17 protein-coding genes are annotated in these 19,989 nt (G+C 59.4%); 16 read left to right on the top strand and 1 reads right to left on the bottom strand.

Features of this window, described 5'->3' with window-relative positions:
* Positions 1–18 precede the first annotated feature (18 nt).
* The 8 genes from ACSEXS_RS18550 (at position 19) to ACSEXS_RS18585 (ending at position 10,689) form a co-directional block, all read left to right on the top strand.
* On the top strand, positions 19–2,925 hold the full coding sequence (locus ACSEXS_RS18550; RefSeq protein WP_438434727.1) for an ABC transporter permease: 2,907 nt from the start codon (positions 19–21) through the stop codon (positions 2,923–2,925).
* A 10-nt stretch (positions 2,926–2,935) separates the two neighbouring features.
* Positions 2,936–3,805: an ABC transporter ATP-binding protein gene (locus ACSEXS_RS18555; protein WP_438434757.1), complete on the top strand. Its 870-nt coding sequence runs from the start codon at positions 2,936–2,938 to the stop codon at positions 3,803–3,805.
* Between the two features lie 75 nt (positions 3,806–3,880).
* Positions 3,881–4,858, top strand: a complete 978-nt coding sequence (locus ACSEXS_RS18560; protein ID WP_438434728.1) for an aldo/keto reductase — start codon at positions 3,881–3,883, stop codon at positions 4,856–4,858.
* A gap of 576 nt (positions 4,859–5,434) precedes the next feature.
* A complete protein-coding gene (locus ACSEXS_RS18565) occupies positions 5,435–5,719 on the top strand; it encodes a CD3324 family protein (RefSeq protein WP_438434729.1) in 285 nt (94 codons plus the stop codon).
* A gap of 955 nt (positions 5,720–6,674) precedes the next feature.
* Positions 6,675–7,808, top strand: a complete 1,134-nt coding sequence (locus tag ACSEXS_RS18570) for a sulfate ABC transporter substrate-binding protein (protein ID WP_438434730.1) — start codon at positions 6,675–6,677, stop codon at positions 7,806–7,808.
* Positions 7,809–7,883: 75 nt separating this feature from the next.
* Positions 7,884–8,720 (top strand): sulfate ABC transporter permease subunit CysT, encoded by an 837-nt coding sequence (cysT, locus tag ACSEXS_RS18575; protein WP_438434731.1) that lies wholly within the window; start codon positions 7,884–7,886, stop codon positions 8,718–8,720.
* A gap of 28 nt (positions 8,721–8,748) precedes the next feature.
* Positions 8,749–9,615 (top strand): sulfate ABC transporter permease subunit CysW, encoded by an 867-nt coding sequence (cysW, locus tag ACSEXS_RS18580; protein ID WP_438434732.1) that lies wholly within the window; start codon positions 8,749–8,751, stop codon positions 9,613–9,615.
* A gap of 18 nt (positions 9,616–9,633) precedes the next feature.
* The gene (locus tag ACSEXS_RS18585; protein ID WP_438434733.1) at positions 9,634–10,689 is read left to right on the top strand and encodes an ABC transporter ATP-binding protein; all 1,056 of its coding nucleotides are present in this window, start codon (positions 9,634–9,636) and stop codon (positions 10,687–10,689) included.
* A gap of 87 nt (positions 10,690–10,776) precedes the next feature.
* Here the strand turns inward: ACSEXS_RS18585 and ACSEXS_RS18590 are convergent, their stop codons facing one another.
* Positions 10,777–11,685, bottom strand: coding sequence for a polysaccharide deacetylase family protein (locus tag ACSEXS_RS18590; protein ID WP_438434734.1), 909 nt, complete (start codon positions 11,683–11,685; stop codon positions 10,777–10,779).
* Positions 11,686–11,982: 297 nt separating this feature from the next.
* On the opposite strand from ACSEXS_RS18590, the gene gatC reads away from it, so the two are divergent.
* The 8 genes from gatC to ACSEXS_RS18630 all read left to right on the top strand — a co-directional run bounded on the left by gatC (position 11,983) and on the right by ACSEXS_RS18630 (position 19,745).
* Complete coding sequence (gatC, locus tag ACSEXS_RS18595; protein ID WP_438434735.1) at positions 11,983–12,270, top strand: Asp-tRNA(Asn)/Glu-tRNA(Gln) amidotransferase subunit GatC; 288 nt, start codon at positions 11,983–11,985, stop codon at positions 12,268–12,270.
* A gap of 14 nt (positions 12,271–12,284) precedes the next feature.
* Entirely contained in the window at positions 12,285–13,742 is a 1,458-nt protein-coding gene (gene gatA / locus ACSEXS_RS18600) for an Asp-tRNA(Asn)/Glu-tRNA(Gln) amidotransferase subunit GatA (protein WP_438434736.1), read from the top strand.
* A gap of 17 nt (positions 13,743–13,759) precedes the next feature.
* On the top strand, positions 13,760–15,208 hold the full coding sequence (gene gatB, locus ACSEXS_RS18605; RefSeq protein ID WP_438434737.1) for an Asp-tRNA(Asn)/Glu-tRNA(Gln) amidotransferase subunit GatB: 1,449 nt from the start codon (positions 13,760–13,762) through the stop codon (positions 15,206–15,208).
* Between the two features lie 20 nt (positions 15,209–15,228).
* Entirely contained in the window at positions 15,229–15,690 is a 462-nt protein-coding gene (locus ACSEXS_RS18610) for a GNAT family N-acetyltransferase (protein ID WP_438434738.1), read from the top strand.
* A 48-nt stretch (positions 15,691–15,738) separates the two neighbouring features.
* Positions 15,739–16,437, top strand: a complete 699-nt coding sequence (locus ACSEXS_RS18615) for an MgtC/SapB family protein (RefSeq protein WP_438434739.1) — start codon at positions 15,739–15,741, stop codon at positions 16,435–16,437.
* An 87-nt stretch (positions 16,438–16,524) separates the two neighbouring features.
* On the top strand, positions 16,525–16,959 hold the full coding sequence (gene perR / locus ACSEXS_RS18620; RefSeq protein ID WP_438434740.1) for a peroxide-responsive transcriptional repressor PerR: 435 nt from the start codon (positions 16,525–16,527) through the stop codon (positions 16,957–16,959).
* Positions 16,960–16,961: 2 nt separating this feature from the next.
* Complete coding sequence (locus tag ACSEXS_RS18625; RefSeq protein ID WP_438434741.1) at positions 16,962–18,701, top strand: glycosyl hydrolase family 18 protein; 1,740 nt, start codon at positions 16,962–16,964, stop codon at positions 18,699–18,701.
* A 147-nt stretch (positions 18,702–18,848) separates the two neighbouring features.
* A complete protein-coding gene (locus ACSEXS_RS18630; RefSeq protein WP_438434742.1) occupies positions 18,849–19,745 on the top strand; it encodes an FAD/NAD(P)-binding protein in 897 nt (298 codons plus the stop codon).
* The last annotated feature ends 244 nt before the right edge of the window (positions 19,746–19,989 follow it).

Raw genomic sequence — 19,989 nt, forward strand, 5'->3', positions numbered from 1 at the left:
ACCGGGGAGGAACACCCTGTGGCACTCTTTTTCATGATCCTGCGGAAGATGCGCAAGAACCTCCTGCTGGAGACGGCGCTTCTCGTCGGATTGATCCTGACGGTTGCGCTCACCGCGGCCATCCCCGTCTATACCCACTCCACCTTGGACCGCATGCTGGTCAAGGAACTGGACCGCTATCAGACCGACAACAACGCTTACGCGGGAAGCTATGTGTGGACCGCTTATTTCCGCAACAGCAAGCCGGAGCAGGCGGCGGCCAAGCTGGCCCAGGCGGATGCCTATTTCGATCAGTCGATCCCGGACCGCTTTCCGATGGACAGTCTGGAGACGGCGAAGCTCCGCTACAGCAAGAACGTCAGCTTTACCCCGGTGGATACGGCGAAGGTGGATTCGCGCATCAATCGGGAAGGCCGTCTGTCCGCCTTGAGCGGTTTGGAACAGCACATCAAGCTGGTCGACGGGAGACTGCCGCAAGCGGCTGTTTCCGCCGACGGGACCGTCGAAGCGCTGGTGACGGACCGGGCCCTGAGCTCGCTCAAGATGGTGCTCGGCAACGAGTTCTACGTGATGAGCGACAACCAGCAGGTGCTTAAGATCAAGCCCGTCGGCGTTTTCACCGTCAAGGACGAACACGACCTGTATTGGTTCCAGAGCCTCGACAGCCTGCGCGCTTCCTTCGTGCTTCCCTATGAGGCGTTCGAGCGGGAAATCACGAACGGCGGCAAAATTCCGGTTCTGGGCATGTCCTGGTTCCATGCCTTCGATTACCGCAGCCTCAAGATGGGTGATCTCGAAACGCTCAAGCAGGCGGACGAGGAATCGCGGAACTACGTCGCCTCGCATTTCGAGTATTCCAGCTTCGAGAATCCGATGATGAAGATCGTCGATACCTACGAGGCCAAGGAGGCGCGCCTTCGGCTGATGCTGTGGGCGCTGAACGCCCCTGTCCTGGTGCTGTTCGCCTTCTATCTGTTCATGGTGGCGGGGCTTATCACCGAACGGCAGAAGAACGAGATCTCCGTGCTGCGCAGCCGGGGGGCGGCCCGTTGGCAGATTCTGGCGGCTTCGCTTGCGGAAAGCCTGCTGCTCGGCGTGCTCGCGCTCCTCGCCGGACTTCCGGGCAGCCTCCTCCTCACGCGGGTGCTGGGGGCGTCGAGCGGCTTCCTCGTCTTCGTGTCGCGGGCGCCGCTGTATCCGAGCCTCAATGCGGATGCTCTGCTGTACGCCGCGTTGGCCGTTCTGTGTTCGGTCGTCATGACGCTGCTCCCCGTCTGGCAGGCGACCCGTTCCTCGATCGTGGCCCGCAAGCAGCAGCTCAGCCGGGTGAGATCGGTCACCTTTTTGCACAAATATTTCATCGATCTTCTGTTGATCGGATTTGCCCTGTACGGCTTGCAGAACTACCAGCGGCGGATGAAGGACCTCACGGCCCATGCGCTCGATTCGCTGAGCTTCAAAGTGGACCCGCTTCTCTTCCTGCTTCCGGCCTGCTTCATCATCGGCTTCACGCTGCTGCTCCTTCGCCTGTATCCCTACCTGCTCCGTCTGCTGTACCTTCTGGGCAAGCGCTTCTGGTCGCCCGGCTTGTACAGCACGCTGATTCAGGTAGGGCGGTCGGCCACCCAGTATCAGACGATCATGGTATTCCTGTCCCTGACGCTTGCGACCGGGCTGTTCAGCGCCAGCGCCGCCCGCACCCTGAATGCGAATGCGGAGGAGCAGATTCGTTACCGGTATGGAGCGGACGTTTCCATGTCCGTAGCTTGGAGCAACGACGCTCCGGTTGCGGTCCCGACGCTGGCCCAGTCCGGCAAAGCGGTCTCCGCGGCCCCGGTCGATTCGGACAAGCGGGTCACCTATATCGAGCCGCCGTTTGAGCCGGTGCGCCAGCTTCCGGAGGTGGACGCCGCCGCCAAGGTGTTCATCGAGGACGAAGGGCGGGTCACCGTGAACGGCAAGCCTGCGGACAGCGCGATCATGGGCATCGACACGGACGACTTCGGCCGTGTCGCATGGATGCGGGACGGGCTGCTCGATCATTCCTTTTACGCGTACCTGAATCTGATCGCGCCCGAACCGACCGCCGTGCTGATCTCGCGTTCGCTGGCGGACGATCTCAAAGTGAAGGTGGGTGACCACATTCAGATCGGCTGGGAAGGCATTCAGCAGGCCGAGACGATCGTCTTCGGCATCGTCGACTACTGGCCGTCCTGGAACCCGCTGCCTACGCCCAAGGACAAGGCTGCGGGAACCGCGGAAGCATCGGCACCGGCGGGTGAAGCGGGCGAGGCGACGAAGCCGTATCTGGTCGTCGGCCACCTGTCGTTTATCCAGAATCACCTGGAGCGAAAGCCATACGAGTATTGGCTGAAGCTGAAGCCGGGGGCGCTCGTTCAGGAACTGTACCAATCCATTGAGTCGGCCGACCTGAGCGTAAACCGCATCGACGTCAGCCGCCAGATCATCACCGAACGGAAGAACGACCCGGCCCAGCTCGCGATCAACGGCATGATGACGATGGGCTTCCTGATCTCGATGCTGCTTACCCTGATCGGTTTCCTGCTCTACTGGCTGCTGTCCATCACCGGGCGGATGCTGCAGTTCGGCATCTATCGCGCGATCGGCATTACCTTCCAGCAGCTCGTCGGCATGCTGATCGCCGAGCAGGCGCTGACCTCGGCCGCCGCCGTCTGCATGGGGGTCGGCGCCGGGATGGTGACGAGCCGGCTCTTCGTCCCGCTGTTCCGGATTTCCTTCAGCGCCGCCGAGCAGGTGCCGCCGTTTCACGTCATCGTCGAACGCGGCGATCTGCTGCGGCTGTATGGCATTGCCGCTCTGACCATCCTGATCGGACTCGCCGCCCTCGGCATACTCTTGTCCCGGATGAAGCTTCACCAAGCGGTCAAACTCGGGGAGGATTGAAGCGATGACGATGGTGCAATGCGAGAATCTCGTAAAAATCTACAAGGCGAACGACCTGGAAGTCGTGGCGCTGCAGGGGCTCGACCTGACGGTGGAGAAGGGGGAGCTGATGGCCATCATCGGCAACAGCGGCAGCGGAAAGTCGACTCTGCTCAATATGCTGGGCGGCCTCGACCGCCCTTCCGCCGGCAAGCTGTTCGTCGACGGCCAAGACCTGCTCAAGTTCAGCGACCGCGACCTCGTCCGCTACAAGCGGCAGACCGTCGGGTTCGTCTGGCAGAACAATGCCCGCAACCTGATCCCCTATCTGACCGCTCAGGAAAATGTCGAGCTGCCCATTCTGCTCGCCGGCAAGCGCAAGCGCGAGCGGGCGCTGGAGCTGCTCGACAGTGTCGGCCTGTCGCACCGGGCGCGCAACCGGCTGCAGGAGCTGTCGGGCGGCGAGCAGCAGCGGGTGGCCATCGCCATCGCGCTGGCGGGCAAGCCGGCGCTCCTGCTTGCCGACGAGCCGACAGGCTCGGTGGATACCAAGACCTCGGCGCAAATTCTCGACCTGTTCCGCGAGCTGAACCGGACGCTGGGCCTCACGGTCATCATCGTGACCCACGACCCGCGGCTCGCCAAGAAGGTGGACCGGGTGGTGGCCATCCGCGACGGCAAGACCTCATCGGAGCTGATCCGGCGCAAGTCCTATTCGGAGGAGCTAAGCGAGCTGGAGAGGGCGGAGGAGTCGCACGTCGAATACGCCGTGATGGACAAAGCGGGCCGGCTGCAGATTCCGGCTTCCTATCTCGAAGCGGTGGGGGCGGAGAAGCTGGGCCGGCTCCGCGTCGTCATCGAGGAAGGCCGCATCGTCCTTCTGCCGCCGGAGGAGGAGTAGGGCGATTTGCTTCGGTTCGGAATTGCGCTACAATAAAAAGGTAGGGCTATTACGAATCATGAGGAGGTTATCTTAATGAAGTATACCCAGCTTGGACGCACCGGCCTGAACGTCAGTCGGCTTTGCCTTGGCACGATGAATTTCGGTCCGGAGACCGAGGAGCGGGAAGCGTTCAAGATCATGGACGCCGCGCTGGATGCGGGGATTAACTTCTTTGATACCGCCAACGTGTACGGCTGGGGCGAGAACGCAGGCCGGACGGAGGAGATCATCGGCAATTGGTTCGCCCAGGGCGGCGGCCGCCGCGAGCGCACCGTGCTGGCCACCAAGGTCAACGGGGCCATGCCGGGCTATGACGGACCCAATCAGAAGAACGGGCTATCCGCCTACAAGATCCGCCGCCACCTCGACGCCTCGCTCAAGCGGCTGCAGACCGATCATATCGAGCTCTACCAGATGCATCATGTCGACACCTCGGTGACGTGGGACGAGCTGTGGGAAGCCTTCGAGGTTCAGATCTATAACGGCAAGATCGGCTATGTCGGTTCGAGCAACTTCGCCGGCTGGCACATCGCGAAGGCCCAGGAAGCGGCCAAGGCCCGCCACTTTCTCGGTCTCGTCACCGAGCAGCACAAATTCAGCCTGATGAACCGTCTGCCCGAGCTGGAGGTGCTTCCGGCAGCGCAGGATTACGGCCTCGGCGTCATCGCCTGGAGTCCGCTCGACGGAGGCATTCTCGGCGGAGCCCTGAATCCCTCGCCCGGCTCGCGCCGAACCGCCAACCAGCGGGAGCGGATCGAGAAGCTCCGCCCGCAGTTGACCGCCTTCTCCGAGCTGTGCTCGGATCTCGGCGAATCGGAAGCCAACGTGGCGCTCGCCTGGACGCTGACGTTCCCGGCCATGACCGCTCCGATCATCGGACCGCGCACCTTGAAGCAGTTCGAGGACACGCTGCGCGTGACCGAAATCGAACTGACGGAAGACGTGCTGAAGCGCTTGGACGAGATCTTCCCCGGCCCCGGCGGCCCCGCTCCGCAAGCGTACGCCTGGTGAGGTCCATCCGGTCCGAACGGGCGGGAGGAAACAATTAAGAACCATTCTTTCCCTTGAGGTTCGCCTTTCCGGTATGGTTAGATAGAATTGCCGGCCGGCGAAATCTTTTCGAAGGGAGCGTGATGGAGTTGAAGATCGCATACGAGGTGATTTCCGCCTAATCCGCGGAGATCGTTACTGATCGGGGGCGGGGAACCGTCGGTTCCCCGTCCTTTTATAAAAGCATTGCCAGCTTGAAACGAGTCCGCTATACTGGAAACAGTTCCAATACATACCGTAGGGAAAGGGGTGTTTACGATGGTGAAGGTTTTCAGAAATCGGGTAGAGGTGCGACCTAACTGAAAAGCAATACAAGTCATCCGTCCCATGTCCTTACAACCTTTTTTCACGGGCAGGCACGATACGGGTATCGTGTTTTTTTGTTCCCAAAAACCGTTTGACCACACCACTATAACGAAAGGAGAGGTTTGCACATGTTGATGATTAAACTTTCGGCATTTACCGCAGTCGCAGCGTCCAAGTTTCGCAACGCGCAGGAAACCCACGGAATGAACATACCCAAGGAGGTACACGGTGATGAGTTACAAGAATGGAAGGGACATTCTTCCCCCTAGCTTGCTGAAGGAGCTTCAAAAATATATTCAGGGCGAAATCGTCTACATCCCCAAGAAGGAACAAAAACGGGCGGGCTGGGGAGAGAACAACGGGACTCGCCAACTGATGGAGAAACGCAACCAGGAAATTTACGGCCTGTACTGTAAAGGCTGGACAATGAAGGATCTCACGCTCAGCTATCACCTGTCGGAGGACAGCATCCGCAAGATCATCGTCAAGACGCGCGGCGTGCTGTCGGCGAATTAGCGTGATGGCCGCGTTTGCAGAAAAACAAGTAAAGCGGAAGGGGCAGCCGAATGGAGCGGCTGACTTCTTCCGTTTTGTTTTTTTCAGCGTGACAGGCAATAAATAGCCCTCGCCGGATTATACTCTGGCGAGGGCTATTTATCAGGTTTCATTCTATTCAATTTTTTACCTTTCCCTTCTTCGGACACATGCATCGCATGCTTGATTGATGAATTAACCGAATTCAAAGGAGCGAATTCGCGTTTGGCATGCCGGGCATGCTCCGTGAGACACCTTTCTGTAGAATGTCTAGCTGCTATCCACACCGAATCCTTTTTGCACGGTTCCTGCATATCCGCCCCATACAGGCTGACGTTGTCACTTACGCCTTCCTTTGCGTAGGGTGCCGCCAATATGCTCGCCTTTCGCTATTCCAACGGCCTATCCCCTCTCTTCGCCGCTGCCTCCGGTTTCCTTTGGTTCCTGGAATCGAATCTTCTTTCCCTGTGCGGGGAGAGTGCGGCCCTTCGCGATCCAGCGAGACGGGGTCTTTCGCACGTTTGGGACTCCAGGCTCGAAAACCTTCAGCGGGTTAATGGGTGGAGAATGGAAAGCTTGAGTGAAAAGGAAATCCTTATTTGAAGAGTGTGTCGCTTTCCATGGCTTAATCATACCTTATCGAATCAATTATGTAAATATTCTAAATATTTTGATAAGTGCTATTTTCTCAGGAAAAGAGGCGGAAATCTTCTCCATGGCAACGCTTTCTCTTTTTTTTGACTTCTTGCTCCCGAATCCTCCCTAAGTTTTGTTTCACTGCCACGTTAAAGCGTATTGACGAAGCGAAATGGCAGGTGATATGATCAAACACAAATCCGCATTAAATCAATCGGATTAAATAAGATTAACAACAAGAAGCCGATGACAGCGCCAATTCGGGGAGCGGGAACGTTCAAGCAACGAACGATGAGAGGGGATGAACGATTTGAGAAACGAGTCATTTGGAGGAAAGTGGTGGGGCAGAGCCGGGGTGGTGCTCGCCGTAGGCGCACTGGCGGTGGGGATTGCCGGATGCGGCGGCAAGAGCGCGGCGAGCGATACGAGCCCGTCCGCTTCGGCGCCGGGATCCTCGGCCAGCGCTCCTGCGGACGGCACGGCGCCGAAGACCAACGGCAAAGCCAGCGTCGAGCTGCTCAACGTGTCGTACGACCCTACGCGGGAGCTGTATGAAGCCTTCAACAAGTCCTTCGCGGCCTACTGGAAGGACAAAACCGGGCAGACCGTCACCGTTCAGCAATCGCACGGCGGCTCCGGCAAGCAGGCCCGCTCCGTGATCGACGGGCTGGAAGCGGATGTGGTCACGCTGGCTCTCGCGTACGACATCGATTCGCTGGCCGACAACGGACTCCTCGCGGCCGATTGGCAGTCGAAGCTCGCCGATAACAGCTCCCCCTACACCTCGACGATCGTCTTCCTGGTCAAGAAAGGGAACCCGAAGGGCATCAAGGACTGGGACGATCTGGTCAAGCCCGGCATTCAAGTCATCACCCCCAATCCCAAGTCTTCCGGAGGCGCGCGCTGGAATTATCTCGCCGCCTGGGGCTACGCGCTGAAGCATAACAACAACGACGAGGCGAAGGCCCAGGAATTCGTCAAAGCCCTCTACAAGAACGTTCCTGTTCTTGACTCCGGGGCCCGGGGCGCGACCACGACCTTTGTGGAACGGGGCATCGGCGATGTGCTGATCGCCTGGGAGAACGAAGCCTACTTATCCGTCAACGAGCTCGGCAAGGATAAATTTGAGATTATCACTCCTTCCGTCAGCATTCTTGCGGAGCCTCCGGTAGCCGTCGTGGATAAAACCGTGGATAAACGCGGAACCCGCGAAGTCGCCCAGGCATATCTTGATTACCTGTATAGCGAAGAAGGGCAGACGATCGCCGCCCAGAATTACTACCGGCCGCGCCTCGCTTCCGTCGCAGAGAAATTCAAGAATCAATTCCCCGCGGTGGAAACGTTCGACATTTCGCTTTTCGGCGGCTGGCGATCGGCCCAGGAAAAGCACTTCAATGACGGCGGCGTGTTCGATCAAATTTATCAACCCAAGTAATCCAAACCGGAGCATCGGCCAACCGTTTGCAGCGGTTGGCTCCTTGCGTCCGGCTGGCAGCGGAGGAATTTTCTTATGACTCGTGTCCGGAAGATGAAAAGCGTGCTGCCCGGTTTCGGCTTATCCATGGGCTTCACGGTCTTGTACCTCAGTCTGATCGTGCTCATTCCGCTATCCGCCGTCTTCCTGAAGTCGGCGACGCTCAGTTGGGAGAAGTTCTGGCAGACCGTCACCAACTCCCGGGTGATCGCTTCTCTGGAGGTCACCTTTTATACGAGCTTCGCCGCCGCTGCGATCAATGCCGTTTTCGGCTTCGTGGTCGCTTGGGTGCTGGTCCGGTACCGGTTCCCGGGGCGCAAATGGGTGGACGGCCTCATCGACATTCCCTTTGCCCTGCCGACGGCGGTGGCGGGGATCGCCCTAACCACCATCTACTCGCAGAACGGCTGGGTCGGGCGCCTTCTGGAGCCGCTCGGCATCAAAACCGCCTTTTCGCCGCTCGGGATCATCATCGCCCTCACGTTCATCGGGCTGCCCTTCGTCGTTCGAACGCTGCAGCCTGTGCTGGAGGTGCTGGAGCAGGAGCTGGAGGAGGCGGCGGCCAGCCTCGGCGCTTACCGCTGGACCATCTTCCGGCGGGTGATCCTGCCCGAGCTGCTTCCGCCGCTGATCACCGGCTTCGCGCTGGCCTTCGCCCGCTCGCTCGGCGAATACGGCTCGGTGGTGTTCATCTCCGGCAACATGCCGATGAAGACCGAAATCGCGCCGCTGCTGATCATGACGAAGCTGGAGCAGTTCGATTACGCCGGCGCTACGGCGATTGCCGCGGTCATGCTGCTGCTGTCCTTCGTCCTCTTGCTCGGCATCAACCTGCTGCAGTGGAAAACCAATCAAAAGACGCTTCCGAGATGAGTTCCGGATTCTCGAAGGAGGTACTCCCATGGCTGTCACGACACGAGTCCAAACGGCCGCGCCCCGCGTCCGCCCCCGCCATCTGACCGAATCCGGCTGGGTCCGGGCAGGGCTTATCGCCGTCGCGCTTCTGTTCCTTGCGCTGGTGCTGATTCTGCCGCTCATCACGGTATTCGCCGAAGCGTTTAAGAAGGGCGCCGATCTGTATTTCGCCTCGCTCCGGGAGAAGAACGCCCTGTCGGCCATCCGCCTGACGCTCCTCGTCGCCGGTCTCGCCGTTCCGCTCAACCTGGTGTTCGGCGTCGCCGCCGCCTGGGCGGTCACCAAGTTCAAATTTCGCGGCAAAAACCTGCTGATCACGCTGATCGACCTGCCGTTTTCGGTGTCGCCCGTCATCGCCGGCCTGGTCTTCGTGCTGATCTTCGGCTCCAAGGGCTGGCTTGGCTCCTTTCTCTCCGAGCACGACATCAAGATCATCTTCGCCGTTCCCGGCATCGTGCTTACCACCGTGTTCGTCACCTTTCCCTTTGTCGCCCGCGAGCTGATTCCGCTCATGCAGGCGCAGGGAACGGCGGAAGAGGAGGCGGCGGCAAGCCTGGGAGCCGGAGGGTGGCGCATCTTCTGGAAAGTAACCCTGCCCAATATCAAATGGGCGCTGCTCTACGGAGTCATTCTCTGCAATGCCCGGGCCATGGGCGAATTTGGCGCCGTATCGGTCGTCTCGGGCCATATTCGCGGCAAGACCAACACGCTGCCGCTGCATGTGGAGATCCTCTATAATGAATACAATTTTTCCGCCGCCTTCGCCTGCGCTTCGCTGCTCGTCCTGCTCGCCCTCGTCACGCTGGGGGTCAAGAGCCTGGTCGAATGGAAGCAGCACCGCAAGGGGGACTAGGACCGGGAGGGGTAAGCCATGCACATCCAAGTGAAGGATTTGAGCAAACGCTTCGGCGGCGATTACGCCGTCCAGAATGTCAGCTTCTCCATCGGAGAAGGCAGCCTGATCGGCCTGCTCGGCCCGAGCGGCGGCGGGAAGACGACCATCCTGCGCATGCTGGCCGGACTGGAGGAGCCGACCTCCGGCGAGATTTACTTTCACGGCAGGCGGGTGGAGAATGAGCCGCCGCAGAAGCGCGGCATCGGCTTCGTGTTCCAGAATTACGCCTTGTTCAAGCACATGACCGTGTTCGATAACATCGCCTTCGGGCTGGCGGTTCAGAAGAAACCGCGCCGGGAAGCGCGGGCCCGGGTCGAGGAGCTGCTGGAGTTGACCGGCCTGTCGGGGCTGGGCGGCCGCTATCCGCACCAATTGTCCGGCGGCCAAAAGCAGCGGGTCGCCTTCGCCCGGGCGATCGCGCCCGAGCCGCAGCTGCTTCTGCTCGACGAGCCGTTCGCTGCCATCGACGCCAAGGTGCGCAAGGAGCTGCGGACCTGGCTGAGGGAGATGATCAACCGGCTGAAGATCACCACCATCTTCGTCACCCACGACCAGGAGGAAGCGGTCGAGGTGGCCGATGAGATCATGGTCATCAACCGGGGGCGGCTCGAGCAGAAGGGCACGCCCTGGAATATCTACAAAGAGCCGCAGACCCCATTTGTCGCCGGTTTTATCGGTGAATCGAATCTCGTAGAGGACTGCTCCCGCCTGAAGGGCTTTGAGCGGGAAGGGGCGGCCAAGGGAATGATAAGGCCGGAGTTCATCGAGCTCTTCCTGCCCGGCGAAAGCGCGCTGCTGTCGTCCCTCGAGCCGGGAATCGTGCGCAGCACCTACTTCCGAGGTACCGTCTGGGAGGTGGTGGTGGAAGCCGGGTCGAACCGCTTGACCGCTTACCGCTCGCTGGAGCAGGACGCGCTGGAGAAGGGCGACGAGGTCGGCGTCCTGATTCACCGGCTCTATCGCTTCGACGACGACTCCGGCGTCATGGTGGAGAACGCCAACAAGATCGATCCGATGCCGGTTTACATTTGAGTTATATAGACGGAACCTGTCATTTACGCCTGCCCGGATGGACTGTCATTCCGATCGTTGTTGATCCCCGATTCAAAAGCGCCTCCGTTACCAACCGGTGACGGGGGCGCTTTTCGGCTTGTTGCGGATTTCTCTCCAAGAGAGGAGGCGGATGTTTTCCTGCTCGAGCAGGCGGCGGAACAGAGGGTTGCCCAACAGTCGGAATTCCCGCTCCCGTTCCGCCCAGCAATCGGTGTACCTCTTCATTTCTTCCGTGACGCGGGCGGGATGTGCGGTTAGTTGAGTTACGCCCGGCTTGACGCTGCGGATCAATTCCTGGAACCGACGCCTTGCTTCCTCCTCGCTGACGGACAAGCAATAGGGAAGGCTGATCATATCGTCGATCAACGGAATGCCCCTTGCTTGAGCGAGTTCGATGCGGCTCTGGAATCGGCTCTTCTGCTCCGCGCTGAAAAAGGGCTGCCGCGGCGTATTTCGCGGAAGATTGAAGGGGAGGCGGAAGGCCCGGCACAGGTCGAACACCGGGTCGAGAAAATCCCGGCCGCTGGCAAGCCCCAGCACGCTGCCACCATGGCTGTCCAGATGGGTCGGCTCGACTCCGAACGATTGGGCGCAGACGATCTGCGCCTCCAGCTCCAAGCGCACCTCCTCCAGATCGGCGTTATCCTCGAGCAGTCGGATATCTTCATGAAAATAACCTTCCCCGTCCGTTAAGCTGGGCAAGGCCCGCTCGCGGTATACCGGTCGGTACCGCTGGTTTCCGCCGCTTGTCAAGGTGAGGTGTACGCCTGCATGGGTGAGAACGCGGGGAAAGCCCGCAGCAGCGCGAAGCCCTCTTTCCACACAGAGAGCGGGCACCATGATCGAGGTCGAAGTGACGTTTCCTTGTATCATCAAATCCATAATCGCTTCGTTCGTTCCCTCCGTCAGGCCAAAATCGTCGGCGTTGACGATCAGCCATTTTTCCTCCGCTTGAACCTTTCTCGTTTTGTTCATGGGTTGTCCTCCTTTGTCCGGTTCAAAGGCCCGGAAGACAGCACAAGGGACGCCAACACGCGAGCGGTGTCGGCGTCCCTTATCCGGGCCGGTCCTTCAATTCCCGTTCATTATATAATGGAAATTGCCTTTGTCAACCCTCCCTTCCGTTCGAAGAGGCTAATTGAGGAAACCCAGGGACTAAGCTATAATGAGGAAATGATTACGACCCGTCCCCCATCTCCGCGCTGACGCTTTAAGCCACTGCCGGATGCGGGACGGCTCACGGACCCCCGGAACAAGGAAGGTGTGTACGCAATGAGCATTTCCCTGAAGCAAGTGGAGCATGTGGCGGGGCTCGCCCGACTCGAGCTCACCGAGCAAGAGAAGGACATGTATACCGAACAGCTCAATGCCATTCTGAAGTATGCGGAGAAGCTAGGCGCGCTGGATACGGAGGGCATCGAGCCGACCGACCACGCCGTTCCGCTCTCCAACGTTCTGCGCGAGGACGAGGTGCGCCCGTCGCTTCCGCTTGAGCGGGTATTGCTGAACGCCCCGGACGAAGAGGACGGACAAATCAAGGTGCCGGCGGTGCTGGAATAGAGGAGGCGGCGAAGTTGACCCTGTTTGACCAATCGATTGCAGAGCTTCATAAGAAAATGGCCGACCGCGAGCTGTCCGTCGGAGAAGCGGTCGAGGCCTCGCTGGAACGGATCGGCCAAGTGGACGGGCAGGTCGGCGCGTTCCTGACCCTCGACGGCGACGGAGCCCGCGCCCGCGCCCGCGAGCTGGATGCGAAGCTGAAGCAGGACGGACCCTCCGGCTTGCTGTTCGGCTTGCCGGCCGGCATCAAGGATAACCTGAACACCGAAGGCTTGAAGACCACCTGCGCCAGCAAATTCCTGGCGAACCATGTGTCCATCTATGACGCTACGGCGGTCCGCAAGCTCCGGGAGCAGAACGGCGTATTGATCGGCAAGACCAATATGGACGAATTCGCCATGGGCGGCTCCAACGAGAATTCGGCGTTCCATCCCGTGCGCAATCCCTGGAACCCGGATTACGTTCCCGGCGGCAGCAGCGGCGGCTCGGCCGCGGCGGTGGCAGCCGGCGAAGTGGCGTTTGCGCTCGGCTCGGACACCGGCGGCTCGATCCGCCAGCCTGCTTCCTACTGCGGCATTGTCGGACTTAAGCCGACTTACGGCCTCGTTTCCCGGTTCGGCCTGGTGGCGTTCGCCTCCTCGCTCGACCAGATTGGCCCACTCACCCGGAGCGTCGAAGACAGCGCCCAGGTGCTGCAGGCGATCGCCGGTCACGATGCGAGCGACTCTACGTCGCTTAGGGTAGAGATCCCCGATTACCGGCAAGCGCTGACCGGCGAGATCAAGGGCTTGCGCGTCGCGGTTCCGAAGGAATACCTCGGCGAAGGCGTGGCGCCGGCCGTGCGCGACGCGGTTCGCAGCGCCCTGGCCGAGCTGGAGAAGCTGGGAGCGGTCTGGGAGGAAGTCTCCCTGCCGCATACGGAATACGCCGTAGCGGCCTATTACTTGCTCGCTTCCTCCGAAGCCTCCTCGAATTTGTCCCGCTTTGACGGCGTTCGCTTCGGCGTTCGCAGCGACAACGCGGACAGCTTGATCGAGCTGTACCGGAAATCGCGCAGCGAGGGCTTCGGTCCCGAGGTGAAGCGCCGGATCATGCTCGGAACCTACGCACTCAGCTCCGGTTACTACGATGCCTATTATTTGAAGGCGCAGAAGGTTCGCACCCTCATCAAGCAGGATTTTGAGCGGGTGTTCGAGCGCTTCGACGTCATCGTCGGACCGACGGCGCCGACGCCGGCCTTCCGGCTCGGGGAGCAGGCGAACGATCCGCTCACCATGTATTTGAACGATATTTTGACGATTCCGGTCAGCCTGGCGGGCATTCCGGCGATCAGCGTTCCTTGCGGAATGGCGGACGGGCTGCCGATCGGGCTGCAGATCATCGGCCGCGCATTAGATGAAGCCACCGTGCTGCGCACCGCGCACGCGTTCGAGCAGAATACAGACTATCACAAAGCCCGGCCGGCGCTGTAGAGGAGGCGGATTATCCGATGGAAACCATTGAGCAAAGCCGATACGAGACGGTGATCGGATTGGAGGTCCATGTGGAGCTGCATACGCAGTCCAAGGTGTTCTGCGGCTGTTCCACCTCGTTCGGCGCTCCCCCGAATACCCATACCTGCCCCGTCTGTCTCGGTTATCCGGGCGTGCTGCCCGTGCTGAACAAACGGGCGGTCGAATATGCGATGAAGGCAGCCATGGCGCTGAATTGCGAGATCAGCGAGACCACCAGCTTCGACCGCAAAAATTACTTTTATCCCGATTCGCCCAAGGCCTATCAGATTTCCCAGCTCTATCGCCCGATCGGCAAGAACGGCTGGCTGGAGATCGAGGTCGACGGCGAGACCAAGCGCATCGGCATTAAGCAGCTGCATCTGGAGGAGGACGCCGGCAAGCTTTCCCATACCGATGGCGGCTTTGCCTCCCTGGTCGATTTCAACCGCGTCGGCACGCCGCTGATCGAGATTGTATCCGAACCGGACCTGCGCTCCCCCGAGGAGACGCTCCTGTATCTGGAAAAGCTGCGGGCGATCATGCAGTACTGCGAGGTCTCGGACGTCAAGATGGAGGAAGGCTCCCTGCGCTGGGACGCGAACATCAGTCTGCGGCTCCGGGGCCGGCAGGAATACGGCATCCGCACCGAGCTGAAGAACATGAACTCGTTCAAGGCGGTGCAAAAAGCGCTTGAATACGAGCAGGTCCGGCAGGCCGAAGTGCTGGATGCAGGCGGTACGGTGGTGCAGGAGACGCTCCGCTTCGACGAGAATCAAGGGCGCACCTTCTCCATGCGCAGCAAGGAAGAGGCGCATGATTACCGCTACTTCCCGGACCCGGACCTCGTCGTGTTGAACATCGATTCCGAATGGCGGGAGGCCATCCGGGCGACGATCCCCGAGCTTCCGGACGCCAGGCGGGAGCGCTATGGACGCGAGTACGGCTTGCCTGCCTACGACGCGGGCGTAATCACTTCCTCGAAGAAGCTGGCCGATCTGTTTGAAGAGAGCCTCGGTTTCACCTCCGACGCCAAGGCCGTGGCCAACTGGATCATGGGCGACCTGCTCGGCTACCTCAACCAGAACAACCTGGAGCCGGGCGACGTCAAGTTGACCGGCGCCGGTCTGGGCGAGATGATCGGCCTAATCGAGAAGGGCACGATCAGCACCAAGATCGCCAAGACCGTATTCAAGGAAATGCTCCTCTCCGGCAAAGCGCCCCAGACGATTGTGGAGGAGCAAGGACTCGTCCAGATCAGCGACGAGGGGGCGCTCGGTGCCGCCGTCGATCGGATTATTGCGGCCAACCCCCAATCCGTGGCCGATTACAAGGCCGGCAAGGAGAAGGCGGTCGGCTTCCTGGTCGGCCAAGTCATGAAGGAGACGAAGGGCAAGGCCAACCCTGGCCTGCTCAATAAGCTGATCCTCGACCGCCTGAACGCATGACCGGCGAGGACAGTGCGGAATTGACCTTCCGCCTCCTGGGACTCTCCGACCAGACGGAAGCCCTGCGGCTGCTCGCGCTCCAGCAGGCTTCCTATTTGGCGGAGGCTCAGGTCATCGGCTTTTCCGATATCCCGCCGCTGAACGATACGCTGGCTTCCCTGCGGGAATCGGCGGAGACATTTTATGGCGCCTTCCGTGGCGAAGAGCTGGTGGGCTGCATAGCCTATGAACGGGAAGGAAACGTTTTGACGATCTGCCGGATGATGGTTCATCCCGGCAGCTTCCGTCAAGGCATTGCGGGCCGGCTGCTGCGGCTGCCGATAGAGCGCGAGACCGGCATCCGCGAGCTTCGCGTCTCGGCCGTCACGACGAATACGCCCGCCGTCCGGCTCTACGAGAAGTTCGGCTTCGCTCCGGTGCGATCCTTCGAGATTGCGCCCGGCATTCTCATGGCAGATTACAGCAAGAGCCTCGGGGCCTAACCTCATCACGCGTAACAAAAACAACCTGATAAAGAAAGGGGAGCCTCGTTGAATCCCTTTGTCATTTCTCCTGTGGAGCTGACCATCCGGTTGCTCCTTTCTCTTTTCCTTGGCGGCCTTATCGGCTATGAGCGGGAACGGAACAACCGGCCCGCCGGCTTTCGCACGCATATCCTCGTCTGTCTCGGCTCTACGCTGCTCATGCTGATCTCGGCTTACGGCTTCTCCGCCTTCGCCGGCGCGTCCGGCGTAACGATGGATCCGACCCGCCTCGCGGCTCAGGTCATCCCGAGCATCGGCTTTCTGGGGGCGGGAACGATTTTACGCAACGATTTTTCCGTAACCGGCCTGACTACCGCTGCTTCTCTGTGGGTTGCCGCTGCCATCGGCCTGGCGGTCGGGGCCGGCTTCTATTACGGAGCGCTCTTGGTGACCGGGATGGTTCTGCTCAGCCTCTACATCCTCAATAAGGTAGAGAAGCGGTACTTCAGCGGCAAGCGCATTTATACCCTGATGATCTCGGCGGTCAACACGCCTGGCGCGCTCGGTACGATTTCCTCTCTGCTCACCGCACACGGCGCCTCCGTCAGCCGTATGTCCGTAGAGGAGCAGACCGTGGACGATATTCACCGGATTGCCATCCACCTGTCGCTCAAGCTGTCTCGAAGAGGAGCTTCCATCGTCCATATTGTCGAGGAAATTCAGCAGGTGGACGGCGTGAGCGGCGTGACGATGGAGAGTATTTGAAGGCGCTATAAAAAGCTTCATTGACAAAAAATTCGGCGCTTCTTTACAATTAGTATCATGTGAAAGCTAATCAATGGTGGTGAGGTTATGGAATCCCGTTTTGAGCAGGCCCTGGAAAAATTAAAGACAACCGGAGTGCGCATGACCCCTCAGAGGCATGCCATCCTGTCCTTTTTACTGGATTCGGTTGATCATCCCTCGGCGGATGAAATTTACAAAGCATTGGTTCCCCGGTTTCCCAGTATGAGCGTGGCGACCATCTACAACAACCTGCGGGTGTTCATCGATTCCGGTCTCGTCCGCGAGCTGACGTACGGCGACTCCTCCAGCCGCTTCGATGCGGATTTGTCGGATCATTATCATGCCCAATGCCGCGTCTGCGGCAAGATCGTCGATTTCAGCTATCCGCTGCTGCCTGAGGTCGAACAGGCCGCCGCTTGCGAGACCGGTTTTCAAATCGAAGGGCTGAGGCTCGAAGTCTACGGAATCTGCCCGGCCTGCAAGCCGGCGATGACCCACTAAGGATGAATAGGGTGCCCCTTGAGCCCCGAACGAGAAGGCGACGGCGGATCGGCCCGCTGCTTCTCGTCCTGGTGGTTCTGTCGGCTGCGCTGGCAGCGACCTATCGGCTTTGGAACGATCAACCGAACAAGAAGCATATTCAAGCGGATTTCGGCGGTCTGGCCAAACCGATCTTTCATGAAGGCAAGCTGCTTAAGCCCGGTGCGGACGGGACCGGAGAAACGCTCGCGCTTCCGCTTGCCGTGATCCAGTCGGAGATCGACCCTTATATCCGGTACGAGGCCGACAGCAAGTCCGTCATCATCACGACGGCCGATCGGGTTGTACGCATGAAGACCCGGGAATTGACCGCGCTCGTCAACGAAAAACCCATCACCCTGCGTTTCCCCGTCGAGGAAAAAGACGGAACCGTCTTCGTGCCGGTTCAGGCGCTCAAGGATTATTACCGCTTTCAGTTGTCCGAATCTTCCGACACGGGAGCCGTTCTTCTAAAGAAGGAAGGCGACGCCGTGCAGTGGGCGAAAGTGCCGGTTCAGCCGAAGCATCCGGCCCGAACGGCGGCTTTGCGTTCGCTTCCCAGCATCAAGGCGCCGATCTATCGCGATCTTGCCCAGGACGAACGCGTCCTACTCTGGGGGGAGGAGGACGGCTGGTACCGGGCGCAGACCGAAGACGGGGTGGTCGGCTATGTTCGGAAGGGCGATCTGGTTCTCGATCAGTTGGAGACCGTTCCTGTGCAGCCGGCGGCGGAAAGCTTCGATCCGGGCAAACCGCTCGGCCAGAAGATTAATCTGACCTGGCAGCAGATTTGGTCGACCAAGCCGGATCTTTCCCAGATTGGGGAGATGCCCGGCCTCAATGTGCTAAGCCCGCAATGGCTGCATCTGTTGGATGGAGAGGGAAACGTCACGACCAAGGCGGACCTGGAGCTGGCCAACTGGGCGCATAATCGGGGCTATCGAATCTGGGCGCTCTTCAACAACGGCTTCGATCCCGACCGGACCACCGCTGCGCTCGCTTCGTACGATACCCGGATGAAGGTCATCAAGCAGCTTGCCGCTTACGCTCAGATGTACCAGATGCAGGGGATCAACGTCGATTTTGAGAACGTCTATTTGAAAGACAAGGAGAACTTCGTGCAGTTCCTGCGGGAGATGACGCCAATTCTGCATGAGCAGGGAGTCGTCGTTTCCGTCGATATTACCGTGAAGGGCGGATCGGCCACCTATTCGCAATTTCTCGACCGCAAGGCGCTTGGCGAAACCGTCGACTACTTGATCTTGATGGGTTACGACGAGCATTGGGCCACCAGCCAGACGGCGGGCTCGGTTGCCTCGCTGCCATGGGTGGAGGAGGGCGTATCGCGGATTTTGGAGGAAGACGGCGTTGCTCCGGACAAGCTGATTCTCGGCGTTCCCTTCTATACCCGCATCTGGACGGAGGAGACAGTTGACGGCAAGACCAAGGTCAGCTCCAAAGCCTATTCGATGGATAGCATTCAAGCCTTGATTAAGGAAAAGAAGCTCAAGCCCGTCATGCTCGACGACATCGGCCAGCACTATGTCGAGTACCGGGAGGATGGCAAGACGATGAAAATCTGGATCGAAGACGCCGCTTCGATGCAGAAGCGTATGGATCTTGTAGCCAAGTACAAGCTCGGCGGCGTGGCTTCCTGGAGCCGGGGAATGGAATCGGCGGATATCTGGAAGCTCATGCAGCAAGCGCTCAGCGTGAAGCCCTAAGCGTTACGGTTCATCAACCGCTTTCCCGACCCGGGACGGCGGTTTTTTTGCGCGATATGGACTGAACTTAAGGCGGAGGCAGGAAATGGGAAACCCGATGTAGAAGAAAGGAACAAGAATGGAAGTCGGGGAGGAATATTCGTTTTCATGAAAGCAATGGATCTAAGACGGCATGCCGTCCAACTCTGGCTGAAGCGTCTGCCCCAATCCGCGGGCGCCGTCTATTACGAAGCCGGGCAGCAGGCAGACGGAGAGCGGCGACTGCTCGTCCTCTTCATGAATGAGGAAGGTTCCTCCCGCAGCCTGCATGTTCCCGAGGAGGAATGGCAGCTGATACAGCTTCCCGTAACCCTGGACCGGCTCCGAAGGGCGCCGTTCCGTTATGAAGAACGGGACTTGGTTCACTGGCTGAGGCACGGAGAAGTGCTCAGAGACCCGGAGGGGCAGCTGCAGGCCCTGCGCGATGAGTTGGACGAGTGTTCGGAAGCGCTTCAGGGCAAACTGATCCTGACGGAATTCTGCCGCTTTTACCGCCACTACCTAAAAAGCAAGCGCGAGCTCGAGGATAACTGCCTGCTGGACTCCTATGAGGATCTGCTGCAAGCCATCCATCATTGGGGACGGCTCTCCGTCGTGGAGGCGGGGATGTATCCCGAACGGATGATTTGGGAACAGGTCCGGGCCGTCAACATCGGAGTGTTCAAGCTTTACGAGGAGCTCACCTCCAGCTCCGAATCGCTGCTGAAGCGAATTCAGCTCGTTCTGTTGGCCAGCGATTTCTGCGTGGTGTCCAAATTGAGCAACTGCTGCTCGTATTTGTTTCAAATCCTCGAGGGACGCGAAGAGCCCTGGAGCCTGCAGGAGCTGGAAAACGAGCTGGGGGGAGCGGGATTGTCCGCCGAACTGAGCGTTTTACTTGCCCAATTGGAGAAAAAGGCCCAAATTCGCGAGGTGTTTATCCCGTTCGACGAGCAGCTGACTGTTATGGAAAGGCGCTTTTTCCGATCTCTGGGGGCAAATCGGAGGGAGGCGGTGAAGCCGTAATCTTTTTTGAATCACATGCTTGACGAAGCGCGTCGATCTGTGATAAATTAAGTCTCGCCGCTTCGAAGGGCCCGGATTTCTAAAGGGATTTCGAACCGGAGAAAAAAGAAATAAAAAATAATGCTTGCTTTCCTGCTAGGCGATGTGATATATTATAAAGGTCGCCGCAAGAAAGCGACGCAAGAAAATGGTCCTTTGAAAACTGAACAACGAGTGGATAGGACGCAGAATTCGGGCTTCGGCT

The organism is Gorillibacterium terrae, from assembly GCF_051594785.1.
Taxonomy (GTDB): Bacteria; Bacillota; Bacilli; order Paenibacillales; family NBRC-103111; genus Gorillibacterium.

What these genes read in the sequence shown, in the direction of transcription:
- ACSEXS_RS18555 (WP_438434757.1), top strand. Translation starts at nt 2,936, where the DNA reads ATGGTGCAATGCGAGAATCTCGTAAAAATCTACAAGGCGAACGACCTG.
- ACSEXS_RS18560 (WP_438434728.1), top strand. Translation starts at nt 3,881, where the DNA reads ATGAAGTATACCCAGCTTGGACGCACCGGCCTGAACGTCAGTCGGCTT.
- ACSEXS_RS18565 (WP_438434729.1), top strand. Translation starts at nt 5,435, where the DNA reads ATGAGTTACAAGAATGGAAGGGACATTCTTCCCCCTAGCTTGCTGAAG.
- ACSEXS_RS18570 (WP_438434730.1), top strand. Translation starts at nt 6,675, where the DNA reads ATGAACGATTTGAGAAACGAGTCATTTGGAGGAAAGTGGTGGGGCAGA.
- cysT (WP_438434731.1), top strand. Translation starts at nt 7,884, where the DNA reads ATGACTCGTGTCCGGAAGATGAAAAGCGTGCTGCCCGGTTTCGGCTTA.
- cysW (WP_438434732.1), top strand. Translation starts at nt 8,749, where the DNA reads ATGGCTGTCACGACACGAGTCCAAACGGCCGCGCCCCGCGTCCGCCCC.
- ACSEXS_RS18585 (WP_438434733.1), top strand. Translation starts at nt 9,634, where the DNA reads ATGCACATCCAAGTGAAGGATTTGAGCAAACGCTTCGGCGGCGATTAC.
- ACSEXS_RS18590 (WP_438434734.1), bottom strand. Translation starts at nt 11,685, where the DNA reads ATGAACAAAACGAGAAAGGTTCAAGCGGAGGAAAAATGGCTGATCGTC.
- gatC (WP_438434735.1), top strand. Translation starts at nt 11,983, where the DNA reads ATGAGCATTTCCCTGAAGCAAGTGGAGCATGTGGCGGGGCTCGCCCGA.
- gatB (WP_438434737.1), top strand. Translation starts at nt 13,760, where the DNA reads ATGGAAACCATTGAGCAAAGCCGATACGAGACGGTGATCGGATTGGAG.
- perR (WP_438434740.1), top strand. Translation starts at nt 16,525, where the DNA reads ATGGAATCCCGTTTTGAGCAGGCCCTGGAAAAATTAAAGACAACCGGA.
- ACSEXS_RS18625 (WP_438434741.1), top strand. Translation starts at nt 16,962, where the DNA reads ATGAATAGGGTGCCCCTTGAGCCCCGAACGAGAAGGCGACGGCGGATC.
- ACSEXS_RS18630 (WP_438434742.1), top strand. Translation starts at nt 18,849, where the DNA reads ATGAAAGCAATGGATCTAAGACGGCATGCCGTCCAACTCTGGCTGAAG.